18 protein-coding genes and 1 pseudogene are annotated in these 20,414 nt (G+C 67.1%); 11 read left to right on the plus strand and 8 right to left on the minus strand.

The window, feature by feature from the left end:
- The first annotated feature begins 299 nt into the window (after positions 1-299).
- From ACFFJK_RS09860 to ACFFJK_RS09870, 3 genes are read left to right on the plus strand one after another with little or no spacing between them, the layout of a single operon-like run.
- Complete coding sequence (locus tag ACFFJK_RS09860; protein WP_379678936.1) at positions 300-1,463, plus strand: exo-alpha-sialidase; 1,164 nt, start codon at positions 300-302, stop codon at positions 1,461-1,463.
- On the plus strand, positions 1,464-2,186 hold the full coding sequence (locus ACFFJK_RS09865; protein WP_379678937.1) for a hypothetical protein: 723 nt from the start codon (positions 1,464-1,466) through the stop codon (positions 2,184-2,186).
- Between the two features lie 5 nt (positions 2,187-2,191).
- Positions 2,192-3,034 (plus strand): hypothetical protein, encoded by an 843-nt coding sequence (locus tag ACFFJK_RS09870; protein WP_379678938.1) that lies wholly within the window; start codon positions 2,192-2,194, stop codon positions 3,032-3,034.
- A gap of 150 nt (positions 3,035-3,184) precedes the next feature.
- Here ACFFJK_RS09870 and ACFFJK_RS09875 read toward each other — a convergent pair whose 3' ends face one another.
- Complete coding sequence (locus ACFFJK_RS09875; protein WP_379678939.1) at positions 3,185-5,683, minus strand: TonB-dependent receptor plug domain-containing protein; 2,499 nt, start codon at positions 5,681-5,683, stop codon at positions 3,185-3,187.
- 213 nt (positions 5,684-5,896) lie between these two features.
- On the opposite strand from ACFFJK_RS09875, the gene ACFFJK_RS09880 reads away from it, so the two are divergent.
- From ACFFJK_RS09880 to ACFFJK_RS09890, 3 genes are all read left to right on the plus strand, one after another.
- On the plus strand, positions 5,897-6,793 hold the full coding sequence (locus ACFFJK_RS09880; RefSeq protein ID WP_379678940.1) for an alpha/beta fold hydrolase: 897 nt from the start codon (positions 5,897-5,899) through the stop codon (positions 6,791-6,793).
- Positions 6,794-7,076: 283 nt separating this feature from the next.
- A complete protein-coding gene (locus tag ACFFJK_RS09885) occupies positions 7,077-8,489 on the plus strand; it encodes an APC family permease (protein ID WP_379678941.1) in 1,413 nt (470 codons plus the stop codon).
- A gap of 58 nt (positions 8,490-8,547) precedes the next feature.
- The gene (locus ACFFJK_RS09890; RefSeq protein ID WP_379678942.1) at positions 8,548-9,141 is read left to right on the plus strand and encodes an SAM-dependent methyltransferase; all 594 of its coding nucleotides are present in this window, start codon (positions 8,548-8,550) and stop codon (positions 9,139-9,141) included.
- 4 nt (positions 9,142-9,145) lie between these two features.
- Here the strand turns inward: ACFFJK_RS09890 and ACFFJK_RS09895 are convergent, their stop codons facing one another.
- Positions 9,146-10,288, minus strand: coding sequence for an MBL fold metallo-hydrolase (locus ACFFJK_RS09895; protein WP_379678943.1), 1,143 nt, complete (start codon positions 10,286-10,288; stop codon positions 9,146-9,148).
- Here ACFFJK_RS09895 and ACFFJK_RS09900 point away from each other — a divergent pair.
- Together ACFFJK_RS09900 and zwf are read left to right on the plus strand one after the other, a co-directional pair.
- Positions 10,287-10,526 (plus strand): hypothetical protein, encoded by a 240-nt coding sequence (locus tag ACFFJK_RS09900; protein WP_379678944.1) that lies wholly within the window; start codon positions 10,287-10,289, stop codon positions 10,524-10,526. The two genes, ACFFJK_RS09895 and ACFFJK_RS09900, sit on opposite strands and share 2 nt — an antisense overlap.
- Positions 10,527-10,778: 252 nt before the next feature.
- Positions 10,779-12,245 (plus strand): glucose-6-phosphate dehydrogenase, encoded by a 1,467-nt coding sequence (zwf, locus tag ACFFJK_RS09905; protein ID WP_379678945.1) that lies wholly within the window; start codon positions 10,779-10,781, stop codon positions 12,243-12,245.
- Positions 12,246-12,256: 11 nt separating this feature from the next.
- Here zwf and ACFFJK_RS09910 read toward each other — a convergent pair whose 3' ends face one another.
- Positions 12,257-12,631: a DUF2784 domain-containing protein gene (locus ACFFJK_RS09910; RefSeq protein WP_379678946.1), complete on the minus strand. Its 375-nt coding sequence runs from the start codon at positions 12,629-12,631 to the stop codon at positions 12,257-12,259.
- Between the two features lie 156 nt (positions 12,632-12,787).
- On the opposite strand from ACFFJK_RS09910, the gene ACFFJK_RS09915 reads away from it, so the two are divergent.
- Positions 12,788-13,864 carry an alpha/beta fold hydrolase gene (locus ACFFJK_RS09915; RefSeq protein WP_379678947.1) on the plus strand — a complete coding sequence of 359 codons (1,077 nt, stop codon included), beginning with the start codon at positions 12,788-12,790 and terminating at the stop codon, positions 13,862-13,864.
- A 228-nt stretch (positions 13,865-14,092) separates the two neighbouring features.
- Here the strand turns inward: ACFFJK_RS09915 and ACFFJK_RS09920 are convergent, their stop codons facing one another.
- The gene (locus tag ACFFJK_RS09920; protein ID WP_379678948.1) at positions 14,093-15,550 is read right to left on the minus strand and encodes an SLC13 family permease; all 1,458 of its coding nucleotides are present in this window, start codon (positions 15,548-15,550) and stop codon (positions 14,093-14,095) included.
- Between the two features lie 220 nt (positions 15,551-15,770).
- Between ACFFJK_RS09920 and ACFFJK_RS09925 the strand changes: the two genes are divergently transcribed.
- Positions 15,771-16,703: a PDC sensor domain-containing protein gene (locus ACFFJK_RS09925; protein ID WP_379678949.1), complete on the plus strand. Its 933-nt coding sequence runs from the start codon at positions 15,771-15,773 to the stop codon at positions 16,701-16,703.
- 357 nt (positions 16,704-17,060) lie between these two features.
- Positions 17,061-18,500, plus strand: a pseudogene (locus tag ACFFJK_RS09930) (putative bifunctional diguanylate cyclase/phosphodiesterase).
- A 14-nt stretch (positions 18,501-18,514) separates the two neighbouring features.
- Here the strand turns inward: ACFFJK_RS09930 and ACFFJK_RS09935 are convergent.
- The 4 genes from ACFFJK_RS09935 to ACFFJK_RS09950 all read right to left on the minus strand — a co-directional run bounded on the left by ACFFJK_RS09935 (position 18,515) and on the right by ACFFJK_RS09950 (position 20,298).
- Positions 18,515-18,652 (minus strand): hypothetical protein, encoded by a 138-nt coding sequence (locus ACFFJK_RS09935; RefSeq protein ID WP_379678950.1) that lies wholly within the window; start codon positions 18,650-18,652, stop codon positions 18,515-18,517.
- A gap of 63 nt (positions 18,653-18,715) precedes the next feature.
- Positions 18,716-18,910, minus strand: a complete 195-nt coding sequence (locus ACFFJK_RS09940; RefSeq protein WP_379678951.1) for a type II toxin-antitoxin system antitoxin — start codon at positions 18,908-18,910, stop codon at positions 18,716-18,718.
- 12 nt (positions 18,911-18,922) lie between these two features.
- A complete protein-coding gene (locus ACFFJK_RS09945) occupies positions 18,923-19,819 on the minus strand; it encodes an SPFH domain-containing protein (RefSeq protein WP_379678952.1) in 897 nt (298 codons plus the stop codon).
- 122 nt (positions 19,820-19,941) lie between these two features.
- On the minus strand, positions 19,942-20,298 hold the full coding sequence (locus ACFFJK_RS09950) for a translation initiation factor Sui1 (protein WP_379678953.1): 357 nt from the start codon (positions 20,296-20,298) through the stop codon (positions 19,942-19,944).
- Positions 20,299-20,414: the final 116 nt, after the last annotated feature.

Genomic DNA, 20,414 nt, shown 5'->3' on the forward strand with positions numbered 1-20,414 from the left:
GCGTCACCGACCGCAAGCCGGGTGCGACGAAGCGCCGCGGGGACGCCGTGAACCGCGCTGCCGGCGGGCCGGAATGTGGTGCGCCGGTCGCGGCATCCGGCATGGAGGGGGCTTGCGCTGTCGCAAACCCTGACTTTTCCTGTAGGATAACGCCTTTGCTCGGTAACAGCCCGGCTGGCACTCCTGAAAGAGAAGCATGGAACCATGCGTTCCGCCGGCGGCGCGCGCCCTGCTACCCCCTATTTTCACCAACAGAACGTCGGGAACCTGGCCGCCGCCGGTTCCCCGAGATGGAGCCTATGGAGCGTTCCCTGCAATCGCGCGGCCCTGCGCGCAGCCGTACCGCGCTGGCCTGCGCCGGCATGGTCCTGGCGGTCGCGGCCGCCGAAGCCGTCCGCTGGTCCCGCAGCGCGCAGGCCGCGGCCGCGCCGTCCCCGGTCCAGGCCGTACTGCCGGGGCGCGCGCACCTGCAAGAGCTGTCCCGTTCACTGATCCCGATGCCGCACAACACCCCGTCGGCCCATGCCAGCGCCCTGGCCACGCTGCCCGGCGACCGCATGCTGACCTTCTGGTGGGCCGGCAGCCGCGAGAGCGGCCCCGACGTCAAGGTCTATGCCTCGCAGTGGGCCGACGGAAAATGGGGCCAGCCATGGGAAGTCGCCAGCCGCGCGTCGCTGGGCAAGGCGCTCGGCTTCGGCGTGCGCCGGATCGGCAACCCGGTGTCCTGGACCGCGCCTGACGGCAGGATCCACCTGTACGTCGTGGCCACCGGCCTGGGCGGCTGGGCGGCCTCGCGCGTGGTCCACATGGTGTCCAGCACCGAAGGCGCGACATTCGACGTCAGGCGCGTGCTGCCGATGACGCCCCTGTTCAACACCAGCGTGCTGGTGCGGACTTCGGCTGTGGGCCTGGCGAACGGCGGCTGGTGGCTGCCGGTGTACTTCGAGATCGGGATCAAGTATCCGATGCTGATGGCCTTCGACGCCCATGGCGAACCGACCGGCCTGGGGCGCATCGGCGAACGCACCACCACGCTGCAGCCGGCGATCGTACCGGTCTCCGCCACCGAAGTACGCGCCTGGATGCGCGACGCCAGCGACGAGCGCCGGATCCAGCATGCCTTGAGCCGCGACGGCGGCGCCAGCTGGCAGGACCTGCCCGCCCTCGACCTGCCGAACGAGAGCACCTCGGTGGCGGCGCTGCGCCTGGCCAACGGCGAGTTCCTGATGCTGCACAACCACATCCTGGAAGGCGGCTCCTCGCGCAGCCTGCTGCGCCTGTCGCTGTCCCGGGACGGTCATGCCTGGCGCACCGTGGCCGACGTGGCCAGCGGCGGCGCCGGCGACGAATTTTCCTATCCGACGATGCAGCAGGTCGGCAACGAGCTGCACATCACCTATACCCACCAGCGCCAGGCGATCGCACATCACCGGTACCGGATCAGCATCGGGGAGAACATCTGAATGAGCTTGCCTGACTTGTCCTGGCAGTTCCTCTACGGCCGCCTGGCCTGGGCGCTGGTCTTCGCCGCCGTCGTGGTCGCGGCCTGGCCCGCGCGTCGCCTGCCGCGCCCCGCGCTCGCCGCCATCGTGGGCGTGTCCGGGCTCCTGATGGCCTTGCCGGGCGAGGCCTCGCCGGCCTGGCACCTGGGCCTGGCCTTCCAGTACCCGAGCGCCCTGCTGGCCGGCTTGTGCGGCGCCGCGCTGCTTGCCCGCTGGCGCGGACAGCCGGTCGTCGCCATGCCGCGAGCGCTGGCCGGACTGCTGGCGGCGGCCGGCCTGGTCCTCTATCTCGACGCCTTCGGCCTGTTCGCGCTTGGCATCTACTACGCCGGCTTCGGCCCGTCGGCGGCGCCCTTGTGCGCGCTGCTGCTGGCCATGGCAGCGGCCATCGCGCTCGTGCGCGGTATCGCGCGGCCGCAGGCGGCCGTCCTGCTCGGCGCGGTGCTGCTGTTCTCGCTGGCGCGCCTGCCGAGCGGCAACCTGTGGGACGCGCTGCTCGATCCACTGCTGTGGGGCTGGGCAGTCGTCTCCCTGGCCGCCCATGCGCTGCGCGCCGTGCGCAGCCAGGCGATCGGCCCGCGCGCCGTGGCCGCGCCGGTGGCTGCGCCCGCAGTCGCCGCGCACCATGACCAACCGGCCCTGCACGCTGTAGGCGCCGAACCGTTTTCACCCATCAAGGAGTAGTGTTTTTGTCTAACAAGAAGTGGCATACCCATCCCGTCATCGCCACCGGGATCGCAATCAACGTGTTCGTGCTGGTGCTCGCCCTCATCTGGGTGGACGACAGCGCCAAGCTGTGGCGCCTGCTGATCGAAGACGGCATCGTCGAATGGATGCAGTTCCTCTGCTTTGCCGTCACGTCCGGCCTGCTCGCCTTCGTCTTCATGGACCGCCTGAAGTCCAGGGCACCCCGTACCGGGGCCGCCAGGCTCGAACTGCTGGTGCTGGGCGGCCTGTCCGCGCTGGTCGCGCTGGCCGCGCTCGAAGAGATCAGCTGGTTCCAGCGCGTCCTGGACGTCAAATCGCCGGACTTCTTCGCGGCGAACAACCGCCAGGCCGAGACCAATATCCATAACCTGGCCCTGGGCGACGGCAACCTGCACAAGGACGTACTGCTGAAGATCATCTTCATCACCGGCATGGCGCACAACCTGATCCTGCCGATCGTCGCGCGCTTCAAGCCGGGCGTCCAGCGCTGGATCGAATCGGTCGGCGTGTACCTGCCGCCGCTGTCGGCCTCGATCCCCTACCTGGTGCTGGTGGCGCTGTCGCACCTGCTGGTGGACCACCCGCGCAAGGGCGAACTGGGCGAGCTGTTCGGGGCCGTGCATTACATGGCGACCGTGTTCGCCGCCTACTTCGTCGGCGTGGGCTATGGGCGAGCACCGCTGTTCCAGAATGCGCCGGACGCGCGCCGCCTGTCGCAGCTGTTCGCGCTGCTGATGGCTTTCCTGCTGCTGGTGGGATTCCTGCTGAGCGCCGGCGCCGGCGCCGGTGCTGCGGCGGCGGCCGGCTTCGGCGTCCCGGACTGAGCGCAGCCTGAAACAGCGGTGGCGCACTGAGTGGCACACTGAGTGACGCACCTGCTGGCGCCAGCGCGCCGGTAACGCCCGCGGCCCTGCCCGCCATCCTGGCCGGCAGGGCCGCGCTGTTTTCAGGACCCGTGGTTTAGAACCCGTGGTTCAGAATCCATAATTCGCGCGGGCGTAGATGAAGCGTCCCGAACGGCCGAACGGCGCGTAGTTGGCGAACGGCGTGTTGCCGGTCGTGTTGAGCGCCGGCGGCTGGGTCTCCGGATACTGGTCGAACAGGTTGTCCGCGCCCAGCGCCAGGGTCAGCTTCGGCGTGACCGCATAGCGGCCCTCGACGTCGACCACGGTCCTGGCGCCCATCCAGAAGTCCAGCGCCGGCGTGGTCCCCGGCGACAGCACCTTGCCGTAGCGGGTGGCGCGCATGGTCGCGCCCCACTGGCCGAGTTTCCAATTGGCGTTCGCGCTGATCTTGTTTGCCGGCTGCCCCTTCTCGAGCGACAGCACGTTGAGGCGGTCGAACAGCACCGGCGCCGGATTGAGCGCGGCCAGCTGCGCCGTCACCGGCACCCTGGTCACTTTCGTCTCGGTGAAGTTGCCCGCCACCGTGAAGTCGACGCTGCCGGCGGCGCCCATCTTCATCGGCCAGCTCACCACGACGTCCACGCCCTTGGTGGTGGTGTCGACGCCGTTGATGAAGAAGCGGCCGCCGCCCACGCCGATGAAGCCCTGCGACGCGATGTAGTTGCGCACGTTGGCCTGGGTCAGGTTCTCGGACAGGATGATGCGGTCCTCGATGTCGATGCGGTAGGCGTCGATCGTGATGTTGAATGGATCGAAGCGCAGCACCGCGCCGAGCGAGGCGTTCACCGACTTCTCGGCTTCCAGCGGCCTGGCGCCGAGGGCAACCGCCACCGGGTCGCTCGGCTTGAAGGTGGTGATCTCGAAGGGCACGCCGTTGATGAAGTTGGTCGAGGTGGCGGTGAAGTTCTGCTGCTGCGGCGACGGCGCGCGGAACCCGTTCTGCACGGCGCCGCGCAGCGCGACGGCGCGGCTGAAGTCGTAGCGCGCCGACAGCTTGCCGGCCACGCTGTTGCCGAAGTCCGAATAGCGCTCGGCGCGCACGGCGCTTGACACCAGCAGTTGCGGCGTCAGGTTCGCTTCCATGTCGACGAAGGCGCCGATCGCGTTGCCGTGGGCGTCCACCTCGTTGGCCGGGCGGAAGCCCGGGAAGACCTGGGCGCCCGGCGCCGCCGGCGTGCCGTTCGGGAGCACCTGGCCGCCGTAGCGGTACGAGTCGGGCTCGCCGGCGAACAGCTCGTAGCCTTCGCGCCGCGCTTCGGTACCGACCGCGATGTTCAGCGGCGAGGCCAGGCCGGCGACGTCCAGGCTGCGCACGCCGGTCAGGTTGAACACCAGCTGGTCATAGGCATAGCCGCCGGCATAGAACTCGGTCTTGCTGGACGGCCCGATCGAGCGGTTCAGCGTATTCTGGATCTCGTACTGCATCTTGTTCCTGCCGTAGCCGAGCGAGGCGTCCATGTCCCAGCTGCCCAGGGTCCAGGTGACGCCGCCGGTGGCGGAGTAATCGTCGACGGTCGGCGCGATGACCGGCAGGAAGCCGTTCGGGTAGATCGACGGGATGTTGCGCGCATCCTGCGGCGGGCGGAAGAACCCGCCCGAGCGTGCCTCGCGGTTCTGGTAGCTTGCCCAGCCGTAGAGCTTGACGCCGCCGCCCAGGTTGGTGCCGGCGTTGGCGAACAGCGTTGCCTGCTCCATCTCCGGGTCGCCGTACCAGGCGTTGAAGCGGTTGATGGTCAGTTCGCGCGGATCGAAAGCGCCATTGGCCAGGCGCGGGTATTGCTGGCGCATGTCGTAGCCGCTGCGCTCGGTGCGGTGCTGGTCGCGGTATTCGGCGGCGATGGTGAGATAGCCGTCCTGGCCGAGGGCCAGGCCCTTCCACAGGCTGACGGTGGCGGTCTGGCCGTCGGTGCGCTCGCGCGAGTTCGGCGCGGTCCAGCTTGCGCCGGCCGGCGCGACGTCGTTCCACAGCTCGTATTCGGTCTTGCGCGCGCCATAGGTGACGCTCGCCTCGCCGCCGCTGCGGTCGGTGCGCAGGCGCAGGTTGACCACGCCGGAGATCGCGTCCGAGCCGTACTGCGCGGCTGCGCCGTCGCGCAGCACTTCGACGCTTTTCACGATGGCGGTCGGAATGGTGTTCATGTCCACCGCCGCCGAACCGCGCCCGATCGAGCCGTTGACGTTGACCAGCGAGGAGGCGTGGCGGCGCTTGGAGTTCACCAGCACCAGGGTCTGGTCCGGCGCCATGCCGCGCAGGGTGGCGGGACGGATGGTGTCGGTGCCGTCGGTGATGGCCGGGCGCGGGAAGTTCAGCGAGGGCAGCGCCATCGACAGCGCCTGGTTCATCTCGGTGCTGCCGACATTCTTGAGCGTGTCGGCCGAGATGATGTCGACCGGGGCGGCGGTGTCGAGCGCGGTGCGGTTGGCGACGCGGGTGCCGGTCACCACGACGGTGGCCGCCGCCGCGGGGTCGGTCGACACGGCAGCAGCCTCCTGCGCGTGGGTGACGCTTGAGAACAGCGAAGCGATGGCAAGGGCGATGACCGTCTTTTCCGTTACGTGTTTCTGCATCTTGGGTTTCCTCTTGTTGTTGGTGCGTGGCTTGCTGCCGCGGCGCTGGACGCGAAGGCGCGATTCGATACTGCTGGGCGCGGCTAGGGATGTCAATTCGTAAAGTTTGCAGTTGAGCATATTTACAACAGTTAACTGAACGTCAGGTCCGTGTAAGTCTGCAGCGTTCCCTTTTGCTACACTTGGCATTCGCACTGTCCCGAACGAGCACCCATGGATGATTTGCTGTTTCCCGGATTCCAGCGCCTGCACCTCGAAGTCGAACCCGGTATCGCCATCGCCGGCGTCGCCGGCGGTTCCGGCCCGCCGCTGCTGCTGCTGCACGGCCATCCGCAGACCCACGCCATCTGGCACAAGGTGGCGCCGGCGCTGGCCGAGCGCTTCACCGTCGTCGCCTGCGACCTGCGCGGCTACGGCGATTCGTCGAAGCCGCCCGGCGCACCCGGCCACGCCAACTACAGCAAGCGCAGCATGGCCGCCGACATGCTGCGCGTGATGCGCCAGCTCGGCTTCGGGAGCTTCCGCGTCATGGCGCACGACCGCGGCGCCCGGGTGGCGCACCGCCTGATGGCCGACCATCCGGCGGCGGTCGAGCGCGCGGTCCTGCTCGACATCGCCCCGACGCTGGCGATGTACGAAGGTACGACGCAGGCGTTTGCGCGCGCCTACTGGCACTGGTTCTTCCTGATCCAGCCCGCGCCGCTGCCCGAGCGCCTGATCGAGGCCGATCCGCAAGCCTACCTGCGCGACGTGATGGGGCGCCGCAGCGCCGGCCTGGCGCCATTCCACGCGCACGCGCTGGCCGAGTATGCGCGCTGCCTGGCCCTGCCCGGCACGGCCCACGGCATCTGCGAAGACTACCGCGCCGCCGCCGGCATCGACCTCGAGCACGACCGGGCCGACCGCGACGCCGGCCGCCGCATCGGCCAGCCCTTGCTGGTGCTGTGGGGCGGCCAGGGCGTGGTGCAGCGTTGCTTCGATCCGCTCGCACTGTGGCATGCGGTGGCGGCCCGGGCCGAGGGCGAAGCGCTACCCTGTGGACATTACATCCCCGAAGAAGCGCCGCAGGCCCTGCTGGCGCGCGCCCTGCCCTTCCTCCTGGACCAGTAGCGGACGGCGGTGGCGCCCGCGGGTGACACCTGGAGCGGGAAGCGGAAAACCATCGCCGCCGCACCGGACGCGACACCGGCCTGGCGTCCCATGCGGCCCCTGGTCCGGATGGAAAATGCGCCATTGCCCGATGCCACGGTTCAGCCGCGCGCCACCCCCGAAAGCGCTTCCCTATAATCGGTCGCCGCAGGAGCGCTCGCTCTTGAACGATCCTGTGCACGATGCGTCACGGCGCCGGCGCGCTCCATGCCGGCAGGTTCCCACCTTCTGAATGATCGGCACCATGGACCGTACCGATGTGGACCGATTTGTATCAAGCGCCGACGGCAGCCAGCCGCGCCGCCTGCTCGGCCTGCGCCAGGCCATCGCCCTGATCGTCGGCGTCGTCATCGGCGCCGGCATCTTCAAGTCGCCCTCCATCGTCGCCGGCCTCAGCGGCAGCGCCGAGTGGATGTTCGCGATGTGGATCCTGGGCGGCGTGATCTCGCTGATCGGCGCGCTGTGCTACGCCGAGCTGACCACGGCCTATCCGCATCCCGGCGGCGACTACCATTTCCTGCACCGCGCATTCGGCCGCTCCACCGCCTTCCTGTTCGGCTGGGCCCGCTTCGCCGTGATCACGACCGGGTCGATCGCCCTGCTGGCCTTCGTCTTCGGCGACTACATGCAGCAGGCCGCGCCGCTCACCATGCTGCCCGCGGGCTGGGGCGCGCCCGCCTATGCCTGCGCCGTCATCGTCATCCTGTCGATCGTGAACCTGCGCGGCCTGCGCGCCGGCGCCGGCACCCAGATGTGGCTGACCCTCACCGAGATCGGCGGCCTGCTGCTGCTCGTGCTGGCGGCCGCCATCTTCGCCGAGCCCGCCGCCCCGGCCGCCGCCACGTCCACCGTCGCGACCGCCGCTCCCGTCTCGTTCGGCATGGCCATGGTGTTCGTGCTGCTCACCTACGGCGGCTGGAACGAGGCCGCCTACATCAGCGCCGAGCTGCGCGGCGGCGCCGCCAGCATGGTGCGGGCGCTGACACTGTCGATCCTCATCATCACGGTGCTCTACCTGATGGTCACCTGGGCCTGCCTGCACGTCCTCGGCATGCAAGGCATGGCCGGCTCCGACGCGCTTGCCGCCGACGTCATGGGCCGCGCTTTCGGCAGTTCAGGAGAGAAGGTGATCTCGGTACTGGTCGCGGTCTCGGCGCTCACCTCGATCAACGCCACCATGATCGTCGGCGCCCGTACCGGCTTCGCGATGGGCCGCGACTGGCGCCAGCTGGGGCGCCTGGGCCAATGGGACGAGGAGCGCAGCTCGCCGGCGGTTGCCATGACGATCCAATGCGCCGCCGCCCTCGTGCTGGTGGGCGTCGGCGTGGCCTTCGGCAGCGGCTTCAAGGCCATGGTCGAGTTCACCGCGCCGGTGTTCTGGCTGTTCTTCCTGCTCAGCGGCCTGTCGCTGTTCATGCTGCGCCGCCGCGAGCCGAACCTGCCGCGCCCGTTCAAGGTGCCGCTGTATCCCCTGCTTCCGCTGCTGTTCTGCGCAACCTGCGCCTACATGCTCTGGTCCAGCCTGTCGTACGTGTACAGCCAATCGCTCGGCGGGCTCAACGCGGCCTGGATCGGTGTCGCCGTCCTCGCCAGCGGCCTGCTCCTGCTGCTCTTCGTCCGCAGCAAGGCCGAAGCGCCGGAACGAACCCATTCCTGATGTGCATTCCCGAACGTGATTCCCGAAACTGACCGATCCCACCTGAAGGAGAGAGCCGATGAACACCGATTCACGCCGCCGCACCCTGCTGCTGTCCGCCGCCGCCACCGCGGGGATGTCCCTCGTTCCCGCGCGCTCGCTGCTCGCGCAAGACCTGTATGAACCGTCCCGCCTCGACGTGCCCTATGTGCCGACCCCGCAGGAAGTCGTCGACCGCATGCTGGCCATGGGAAAAGTAGGCAAGAACGACGTGCTGTACGACCTTGGCTGCGGCGACGGGCGCATCGTCGTCACGGCGGCCAAGGTCCATGGGGCGCGCGGCACCGGCATCGACCTGAACCCGGTGCGCATCGCGGAGGCGCAGGAGAACGCGAAGAAGGCAGGCGTCGCCGACCGCGTGAACTTCAGGGTCGGCGACCTGTTCAAGACCGATGTCTCGCCGGCCTCCGTGGTGACCCTGTACCTGCTGCCCACCGTGAACGTCAAGCTGCGTCCGCGCCTGTGGCAGCAGCTGAAGGTCGGCACCCGCGTCGTGTCGCACGCCTTCGACATGGGCCCCGAATGGCCGCCGGAGCAGCAGGACGAAGTGGACGGCCGCACCATCTACTACTGGACGATCACGCAGGCGAACAAACGCGCCGTGAAAGCCTGAGCGCTTATTCCGCCAACGCGGCCGCGGCGGCGGGCTTCGCCTCGCCCGCCACCCGGTGCAAACCGTCGCGCGCCACCGGCCGGAAGGTCTCGCCATGGCGCATCACGAAGAAGGCGTCGTCCGCCACGCCCTGGGCCGCGCGCGCCGTGGCCAGGTCGCGCGGCGCCTGGTCCAGCCTTTCCTGGCCCATCGGGAACGTCCCCCAATGCATGCCGACGCTGTGCCGCACGCGCAGTTCACGGTGGATGCGCACCGCTTCGTCGGGGCTGACGTGCGAATTGCGGTACCACACCGGCTGGTAGGCGCCGATGCCGATCGCCGCCAGGTCGAATCCGTCGAACCGGGCGGCGATGTCCTGGATATCCTTCGAGTAACCGAGGTCGCCCGAGAAGAAGAACGAGAAGCCGGGCCGGGTCACGGCCCAGGCGCCCCACAGGGTCTCGTTGCGGTCCCAGGGTGAGCGCGCCGACCAGTGGTGGACCGGCAGCAGATGCAGCTCCAGGTCGCCCAGCGCAGCCTTGTCCCACCAGTCGAGCCGCTGGATGCGCGACCGGTCGCCACCGGTGACGTTTTTCGCCAGCCACAGGTCGACGCCAAGGGGCGCATACAGCATCGGCGGCCCGCCCTTCTGGCGGTACAGCGCCCGCAGCGACTCCTGCGACAGGTGGTCGTAGTGCGAATGGCTGATCAGGACGGCGTCGATGTGGGGCAGATCCGCCAGCGCCACGCCGGGCGGCTGGTGGCGTTTCGGGCCGGCAAACGGCAGCGGGGAGGCGCGCTCGTCGAACACCGGGTCGAACAGGAGATTGACGCCGTTTCCGGGCTGGAACAGGAAGGTGGCATGGCCGATCCAGGTCAGGGCCGGCTCGCTGCGGTTCGCATGCAGGAAGCCAAGGTCCGGCTGCGCGGTCGGGATCGGCGCCAGCGGCGCGCGCTCGGAGCCGTCCGAACTCCAGTTGCGCAGGCGATTGGCCCAGCCCTCGAAGAAGCCGACCTGCGGACGCTGGTAAGCCGGGTTCGACGGGTAATTGTTGGCGAAGCCTTGCGGCCGGTGGTGCGTCTTGCCGGCGTCGTAGTAGGGATTCACATGCGTGCATCCGGCAAGGAGGGAGACGGTGAGGACGGCAACGCAGGTGGACAGGCGCATGGAAGACAGGGTGCTGGTGGAAAACGACGAGTATAAGGGATCGCGCACGCGGCAGCGGCCGAGCGCCCTGCCGGGCGCGGCCCTGCAAACAGCATTTGCATTAATTGCAATTAGGGCAAAGAATATTTGCATGACGGCCCGTCTCGCCGCATTTCTCCTGCCTGCACCATGCAGCCTTTCCGGTTCAACCAATACCGCCGAGCAAATTGCCGTTTCCTTATCGTTGTCCAGGATGTAAGCTAGAGGGTCCGGCGCGGGCCAGCCTGCGCGCCGGGTCCGCCCGCAGCCCACCCGCGCCCCGGGCACTCCTGGCCGGCCACAAGCCGGCACGACGCGTGCGCGTGCGCTGTCATTCTGCTACCGTATCGTCGACGCCGGCGGTAGACCGGCGCGGCACTGCCTGCGTCCCGGCCACAAGGCCCGCGGCGCGGACATGGCGAGGAGCCCATCGGGTGCCGACACTTCTTCTTTAACTTATTTGGCAATTGACATGACCCCTTCGACAGACACTGATACCGGTCTCCCCCTCGACATGATCATCTTCGGCGGCGTGGGCGACCTGGCGATGCGCAAGCTCCTCCCTGCGCTCTACATGGCTTACCTGCACGGCAACCTGCCGGCCTCGACCCGCATCATCTCCACCGGGCGCCAGGAGTTCGACCGCGAAGCCTACCTCGCCCATGTCGAAGAGCATTCGCGCTCCTTCATCGCCAGCGCCAACTTCAACGAGAAGACCTGGGACGGCTACCTGAAGCTGCTCGAGTATGTCCGGCTCGACGTGCAGGCCGCCCCCGATTTCGGCGCCCTGGCCCAGGCCGCGCGTCCCGGCGCCCAGCGCGTGTTCTACCTGGCCACCGCGCCGGCGCTGTTCACCACCATCTGCGACAAGCTCGCCGCCGGCGGCCTGGTCGATGCCAACGCCCGCGTCGTGCTCGAGAAGCCGCTCGGGCGCGACCTGGCCTCCGCGGTCGAGATCAACGAGGCGGTAGGCAGGCATTTCGCCGAATCGCAGATCTACCGCATCGACCACTACCTCGGCAAGGAAACCGTGCAGAACCTGATGGTGCTGCGCTTCGGTAACTCCATCCTGGAACCGCTGTGGCGCGCCCCGAACATTTCCAGCGTGCAGATCACGGTGGCCGAGGAAGTGGGCGTGGGCAGCCGCGCCGGCTTCTACGACAGCACCGGCGCCATGCGCGACATGGTGCAGAACCACCTGCTGCAACTGCTGTGCATCGTCGCCATGGAGCCGCCCACCTCGCTGTCACCCGACGCCGTGCGCGACGAGAAACTGAAGGTGCTGCGCTCGCTGCGCCGCTTCACGCTGGCCGACATCGCGCGCGACACCATCCGTGGCCAGTACACCCGCGGCGTGAGCGGCAACCAGGAAGTGGGCGGCTACCTCGAGGAAAAGAACGTCCCGCCCGACAGCAAGACCGAGACCTTCGTCGCCCTGCGCACCCACATCGACACCTGGCGCTGGTCGAAGGTGCCGTTCTACCTGCGCACCGGCAAGCGCATGCAGCGCCGTTCCTCGAAGATCGTGGTCGAGTTCACCAACCCGCCCTTCCCGCTGTTCCCGGACATGCCGGGCGGCGTGGCCAACCGCCTGGTCATCGAACTGCAGCCGGAAGAAGCCATCAAGCTGCAGATCATGGCCAAGCAGCCGGGCAGCGGCATGCAGATGCAGCAGGTCGCCCTGAACCTGGACCTGCAGTCGGCTTTCCAGCAACGCCGCGCCGAGGCTTACGAGCGCCTCCTGATCGACGTCGTGCGCGGCCGCCTGACCCACTTCATGCGCCGCGACGAACTGGAGGCGGCCTGGGCCTGGGCCGACCCGATCATCGAAGGCTGGGCAACCCTGGACGAGAAGCCGCATCCTTATCCGGCCGGCTCCTGGGGCCCGGCCGAATCCTTCGCCCTGCTGGCCCGCGACGGGCATGCCTGGGTCGAATAAGGATCGGGGCGCTAGTGCGCCGGACGCACCGTCCGGCGCCGCCACATCCAGCCGTACAGGCCCAGGTTGACGAGCAGCACCGCGGCCGCCAGCACATACTGGATGCCGCGCGTCAGCTCACCCGGGTAGATCATCGGCAGCAGGTAATGCTCGACGAAGCCGCCGTTGTAGCCCCCTTCGCCGGCCAGCAGGCGCAGGCTGTTCTCGGCGTAGGTCAGCGGGCACACCGCGCCGAACAGCTCGATCCCGATGCCCCAGGCAACCGCCGCCAGGTGCACCGGCGTCAAGCGTGGCCGGCGCGCTACCAGCAGCGCGCCGAACATCACGAACAGGATGAAAGCGGCGTGCAGCAGCAGGACGGCGTCGGCCAACAGTCGGTATTCCATGAGCACGATTCAATGATGATTGGAAATGCTTTCAGGTTTGCTCCTGACCCTCCAGTTTAGCGCGCCGCAAAGGCCGGCGTCATCACCCTCGCGCACGATTGGAAGCAGGACGCGACTGGCGTAAAGTGGCGTGTTCCTGAACCAGAAGAGACTCCCATGCACGCGTTGAATTTGCCTTCCTTCGCTGCCTTCGGCGCAGCCGCCCTCAAGAACATGGACCGCACGCGCCAGGCGCGCGGCAAGATGCTCGACCGCGCCGGCTACGGCCCGCAGGAAACGCCCTCGACCATCCTGCACACCGAACCCGGCCTGAACCTGCGCCGCTACGAACCCGAGGAGGCCGACGGCCCGCCGGTGCTGCTGGTGCCGGCGCCGATCAAGCGCTCCTACATCTGGGACCTGGCTCCCGAGCTCAGCGTCGTGCGGCGCTGGCTGGCGCGCGGCTACCGCGTCTACCTGGTCGAGTGGACCCCGGTGCCGGACAGCGACGACTTCGGCCTGGACGACTATGGCGGCCGCCTGCTCGCCGCCTGCCAGCGCGCGATCGAAGCCGACAGCGGGCACGAGGAGCTGACCATCGCCGGCCATTCGCTGGGCGGCATCCTGGCCGCGATCTACAGCTGCCTGCATCCGGAACGGGTGGCCGCCACGGTCCTGCTCGAGTCGCCCCTGCATGTCGAGCCCAGGAGCTGCTGCTTCACGCCGCTCATCAACCAAGCGCCCCATGCGCGCCACATCGCCGACACCTTCAAGCAGGTGCCGGGCGTGTTCCTCAACCTGATGAGCGCGATGGCCGAGCCGCAGGCCTTCCAGTGGGAACGGATCACCGACCGCTACCTGTCGATGGGCGACCCGCAGGCGATCAAGACCCACATGCGCGTGGAACGCTGGACCCACGACGAGTTCGCCCTGCCCGGCCGGCTGTTCACCGACATCGTGGAATCGCTCTACCGCAACGACGAGTTCATGCAGGGCACGCTCCGGATCGGCGAGCGCACCATCGGCCCGCGTGACCTGCGCGCGCCCCTGGTCAGCGTGGTCGACCCGCGCAGCAAGGTCATTCCCTGGGAGGCAATGGTGCCCTTCCACGAAGCGACCAGCAGCGACAGGAAGCTGCTGCTGCGCTACGGCGGCGATATCGGCGTCAACCTGCAGCACGTGGGCGTGCTGGTCGGGCGCAGCGCCCATGCCGCGATCTGGCCGGCCATTCTCGACTGGCTGGAAGACGCGTGAAGCCGCGCCGCCCGGGCGGGCGGTGACAACGCACACGGGCACGCCTGGGCGATGTCTGGAAACGGCCACGCTATCGGCTGGCCGCCGATCCACAATGGGAAAAAAGCGTCACATTTGCCATGCGCTTGGCAACCTACAAGCGCGCAGGGTCGTGCTCGTGGAGATGAAAGCGCGCCATGTGGTCTCTCTTCCCTTTACCTGAATACGAAGCCCGAATTTATCCCTCTTTTAACTCCAGAGCACTCTGATCAGGAAGACGACCAGCAAAGTAATGAACACCGTGCCAACCACATTCAGAAAAAGTCCGGCGCGGATCATGGACTGGATTTTCATATGCCCGGTCGCAAAGACAATGGCATTGGGCGGGGTCGCCACCGGCATCATGAATGCGCAGCTTGCCGCAATGGCGGCAGGGACAGTGATCAGAAGCGGGTCGACACCCAGGGAGACCGCAAGGGCACCTAGCAGGGGCAGGAAGGCAGCTGCGGTTGCGGTGTTGGATGTGATCTCGGTCAGAAAGATAATCACCAGCACGACGATTCCGACCAGCAGTAGCAGCGGAAGTATGTTGAACACAGACAACTGCGTGGCGATCCACTCGGCCAGGCCGGAACTCTTGACCACGCCTGCCAGCGCCAGGCCGCCACCGAAAAGAAGCAGTACGCCCCATGGCAGCTTTTGCGCTGCCTCCCAGTCCAGCAAGCGCGTGTTGCCGCCGGTGCCGCTTGGCACGAGAAATAGTGTGATGCCGGCAATCAAGGCAACCGCTGTGTCAGACAGCCATGCGACGCCGACGTCATTCAGCACAGGGCGCGCTATCCAGGCTGCGGCAGCGGCAGCAAAGACGACGCCCACGCGACGCTCCGCGGGGCTGAGTGGCCCCAGCCGCGCCAACTCGCCGCGCAGCACACCGGCACTGTCGCCACCCGTGCGGAACTTGAAGCCGCCGCGCGTAAGCCACCACCAGGCAATGGCCATCATGCCTACGCTGACCGGCAAGCCTATCGCCATCCACTGCGCGAAACCGATGTCGATTTCGTGATTCTTCGAAAGATAGCCAGCCAGCAGTGCATTCGGCGGCGTGCCTATCAGGGTCGCGACGCCGCCTATGCTTGCGGCGTAGGCGATTGCCAGCAGCAGCGCGGTGGCATAGCGCTGTGTCTCCGCCTTGTCGTTATCCGCCGCCAGAAGGCTGACGACGGACAGGCCGATCGGCAGCATCATGATGGCGGTCGCCGTATTGGAAACCCACATGCTGAGAAATCCGGTGGCGATCATGAAGCCGCCGATCTGGTTTTTCGGCTGCGATCCCACCAGTAGCAGCACGCGAAGCGCGATACGGCGGTGCAGGTTCCATCGCTGCATGGCAATGCCCAGCAGGAAGCCGCCAAGAAAAAGAAAGATGATCGGATCGCCGTAATTGGCTGTTGTCACATCAAGCTTCGCAATGCCAAGCATGGGCACAAGCACGATGGGAAGCAGCGAGGTGACGGGGATAGGAATGGCTTCGGTCGCCCACCAGGTCGCCATCATCAGCGCAAGACCGACGCAGTGCCAGGCAGCGACGGGCATTGCCGCAGGGGCAGGCGTAAGCAGCGCCATCAACAGCCAAGCCGGGCCAAGCCACAGGCCTATTCTCGCAGCCGGCGACAACGGGGCATTTTCCTGGGTGCGCACATCGCTCATCATCTTTCCTTTTATGCTGTGTGTTTGACAACGCTAACAGGATGAAGGCAGTTGCGCCGCACTCTGCAGCGCCCCGGGCCAGGTCTTGGCTTTGCTTCGACTGGCGCCGGCGCCACGTTCGCCGGGCATGTAGCCGGGCACCACTACCCATATCGCAGTATTGCTGGCCGATCGGGGGTGTATGATGGTCGCGCCAGACTGTTGTCCATGGAGGTTCGGGATGGCCTTGCGCTCCGTCCGCAAGCTGCGCCGCGGCTTGGTCGTACTCGCGATCGCCTTGCCGGCACTGTACGCGGTGTCGGCCACGATCGCGATCGTGCGCGACCATCGCTCGACCATCGGGCAGGCCGAGTCGGATATGCGCAACATCGCTGCCGCTCTCCATGAGCATGCCATGCGTACCTTCGGCGAAGCCGATACCCGCCTGCGTGTCGCCATTGCCGAGATCGAGCGGCGCGAACTCCGGCCGACGCCGGCGGACCAGGGCGCGCTGCATGACATCCTGGTCAGGGCGGGGAGCCATTCGCCGCTGGCCGGCAGCATGGGCGTGATGGCGCCCGACGGCTGGATACACGCCAGTGCCGCCGCCTATCCGATGCGTCCGACAGATGGCCGCGACCGCGACTATTACATTTACCTGACATCGCACCAGGGCCGCGGGATGTATGTGTCGCGTCCGGTCAGCTCCCGCCTGAGCGGCAGGTGGGTCATCCCGGTGGCGCGCAGGGTGGACCATCCGGACGGTTCGCTGAAAATGATCGTCAACTTCGGTGTCGACATGGAGTATTTCGATCATTTCTACCGCAGCCTGCGCCTGGGCGAAAGCGGCCGGCTCCTGCTGGTGCGCCGGGATGGCTGGGTCATCGTGGAAACCCCTCTCACCCAAGGCGTGGTGGACCGCAACCTGGGAAGCACGCCTCCCTTTCTCGCGCTCAAGCACGTTTCCCTCGGCGCCTACCAGACCGAACGCAGTGCGCTTGACGGCACCGCCCGCCTGGTCGGCCATGCCAGCCTGGCGCGCTCGCCGGTCATCGCGGTGGCCAGCATCGCGCGCGACGAAGTGTTGCAACCCTGGGTGGTGCGCAGCTGGCAATTCGCCGGACTTGGCGCGCTGTCCACGATCCTGTTGCTGGGCCTGCTGCGCTTCCTGTAGCTGCGCCTGGCCGACCTGGAAGCGGCACAGCAAGGCCTGGCGCGGCGCAACGACGACCTGGACGCCGCCCGCCGCCGCTTCCAGGAGCTGGTCGACGGCATCGACGGGATCGTCTGGGAGGCCGCGTTACCGGATTTTCGCTTCACGTACGTGAGCGGCAATGCCGAAACGATCTCCGGCTACAAGGCCGAGCAGTGGATCGACGATCCCCGGTTCTGGCACGACCGCCTGTGCACCGCGCCGGACGGCAAGCGCACGGAACCCGTCCTGAGCGTCGCGGGTGCCCGGCTGGTCAAGCCGGTGGAGCACCATATCGTCACCCCCCAAGGCAGGGAGGTTTGGTTGCGAAGCAACATCATGCTTGCAGACAGCCATGCCGGACAGTTGCATGTGCGCGGGGTAACGACCGATATCACGCCCCAGAAGGCCTTCGAGCTGCAGTTGTTCGAGGCGATCCACGTCGATCCCCTGACCAGGCTGCCGAGCCGGCGCGCTCTGGCCGAACACGTCGAACACGCCCTGGTGCTGGCGCAACACAAGCGCTCGGTGGCGGCGATCGTCCTGATCGACGTCGACAATTTCAGCAACGTGAACGACAGCCTCGGACACGAGCCTGGCGACGAAGTGCTGCTCCAGGTGGCGCAGCGCCTGCGCGACTGCCTGGAACCGGCCGACGTGCTCGCCCGCATGGGCGGGGACGAGTTTGCCGTCATGATGGAGGAGGTCGGTCCGGGGGCGCTCAAGGTGGAGCATCTGGTCGAAAGGGTCCATGCTTCGCTCTCGCAAGCAATGACGATCGAGGGCCGCAAGCTCTACCTGACGGTCAGCATGGGCATTGCCATGTTCCCCCAGGACGGACCGGACTACCAGACGCTGATACGCAATGCCGATACGGCCCTGTCCCGTGCCAAGGCGGCCGGGCGCAACGGGTGGCAGTTCTTCGACAGCTCGATGGCGCGCCAGGTCGAGCACCGGCTGGACATGGAATCGGCATTGCGGCACGCGATCGAGCACGACGAGTTCCGCCTGCACTACCAGCCCCAGCGCTCGCTCCAGGATGGCAGCATCGTCGGTGCCGAAGCCCTGGTGCGCTGGGACCGCCCGGGTGTGGGCATGGTGCCGCCCCAGGAGTTCATCCGCCTGGCCGAGGAAAACGGCTTCATCGTCGGGCTGGGCAGTTGGGTGCTGCGGGCGGCGTGCTGCCAGGCGGCGGACTGGCGCAAGGCCGGTTTGCACCTGCGCATTGCGGTGAACATCTCGGGTATCCAGTTGTAGCAGGAGGATTTCGTGGACCAGGTGCAGCGCGCGCTCGCGCTGTCCGGCCTGCCGCCGCATCGCCTCGAACTCGAGATCACCGAAGGCGCCTTCGTCTCCGATGTCCCCGGCGCACTGGACAAGCTGTCCCAGGTCAAGGCCCTGGGCGTGGAACTGGCCGTGGACGACTTCGGCACCGGCTACTCGTCGCTGTCCTACCTGAAGCAGATGCCGGTGGACCGCCTGAAGATCGACCAGAGTTTTGTACGCGACATCCCCGGCGACGCCGACGACTGCGCCATCGTGCGCGCGATCCTGGCGATGGCATCGAACCTGAAACTGCAGGTCATCGCCGAAGGAGTCGAGTCGGAGGACCAGCTGGAGTTCCTTCGCCACGAAGGCTGCCAGGAAATCCAGGGATTCTTCCTGTCCCCGCCGGTCAGTCCCGACAACTTTGTTGCGCATTTCCTGGCCGCCGGGCGTGCCGTGGGCCCTCGCCCCGTCCTCGCCCGCTTTCCCGAGCGCTCTCCCCACAAACCATGATCCGACGACCGACCTCACGGCCGGTCCTCGGGCCTATCCTCGAGATACTCCCGCAGTTCCTTTTCGAAGGTCTTGCGATCGTTCGCATTGACGTAGAGGACCCAGCCCACGACGAGCAGCAGGAGGATCGAGCACATCAGCATGGTCAGCATGGCGCCTGGACTGGAATCGGGATTTGCCAGTGTACCCGGGACCGGCGCGCGTCCGGAGCACGGCTACTCCTCCGGAGAGCCCTCGTCCTTGCTTCCCGTTTCGATATGCTTCACGCCGCGCCGGGCAAGCGCCTCCCTCAGCAGATATTCTATTTCTGCGTTTACGCTGCGCAAATCCCTTGCGGCGAGACGCTGCAGTTCTTCCCACAGTGCCGGGTCGATCCGCAGGGGAAAGGCTTTTTTACCAGGACTTGCCATGCTCTTCGGCTGCTAGTTGTACAGGGTGCCGGTGTTGACGATGGGCTGGGTTTCCTTGTCCGAACACAGCACCACCAGCAGATTGCTGACCATCGCCGCCTTGCGCTCGTCGTCGAGCTCGACGATGCCGCGCTCGGACAATCCCTTCAGCGCCGCTTCCACCATGCTCACCGCGCCGTGCACGATCTTGGCGCGGGCACTGATGATCGCCTCGGCCTGCTGGCGGCGCAGCATGACCTGGGCGATTTCGGCAGCATACGCCAGGTGGGTGAGCTTCGCATCGAGCACTTCCACGCCGGCCGCCTCGAAACGCGCCTGCAGTTCGGACTTCAGCGCATCGGCGACCACATCCATGCCGGCGCGCAGCGTGGTTTCGCCTGCAGGCAAGTCTTCTCCCTCGTCGTAGGCATACTGCGAGGCCAGGTGGCGCAGCGCGGCTTCGGCCTGGATCGAGACGTAGCGCTCGAAATCGTCCACCTCGAATACGGCCTGGGCGGTGTCGCGCACGCGCCAGACGACGGCCGCGCTGATCTCGACCGGGTTGCCGCGCTTGTCGTTGACCTTGAGCGTCGGGGCATTGAAGTTCCGGGCACGCAACGAGAGGCGCCGCTTGACGTACAGGGGGAAGGCCCAACGCAGGCCTTCGCTGCGGTCGGTGCCGATGTACTTGCCGAACAGGGTCAGGATCGCGCTTTCGTTCGGCTGCAGCATGAACAGGCCCGTCAGGCACAGGATGCCCGCCAGTCCCAGCAACAGGCTGCCGACGATGAAGCCCAGGCCGCCGGTCGCCTCGACGCCGCTCTTGAAGAGGTAAACGGCGCCGAGCAGCAGGACGATCCCGGCACCGGCCGCCAGGTAGCCATTCGCGGATGAGAACGCCTTTTCACGGCGCGTAGGTGCTGCATGCATGCTCGACTCCTCCCAGGTAAGTAACATCAAAGTGATATCACTTTAAGATCACAGGAAATTATTGTCAAGCAATTTTGTAAAGACAGAGACCGGCGCCCCAGCCCCGTGCGGCGCTGCCCGGTTCAGCCCCCGGCGCGCTTCGGATCGTGGCCATGTTTTCGGAGTTCATCCATGACCTTGTCGCAGTGGTCGCCCTGCACTTCGATCACCCCGTCCTTCACCGTGCCGCCGGAGCCGCATGCCGTGCGCAACCCCTTGCCGAGCACGGCCAGCGCGACCGGGTCGAGCGCCAATCCCTTGACCAGGGTGACGCTCTTGCCTCCCCTGCCCTTGGTCTGGCGCGAGACGCGCACCACGCCGTCGCCGGCGGGCGCGGCTTTTGCCTTGCAGGTGCAATCGAGGATCGGGCGCCGGCATGCGGGGCACATCCTGCCGCTTTCGGTGGAATAGACGAGACCGCCTTCTGAACGATGCTTCATTTGACTCTGGAGTGGGTGGATTGCAGATCGCGCGAGTCTAGCAGAGCGCCGTAGGGTGGCCGGGTTTTCCCGGCCGCGCGTTCGACTCCGGTGCGCTCTGCCGCAGTGCATCGGCG

Origin of the sequence: Massilia consociata (genome assembly GCF_042432755.1) — a bacterium.
Lineage (GTDB): Bacteria > Pseudomonadota > Gammaproteobacteria > Burkholderiales > Burkholderiaceae_D > Telluria > Telluria consociata.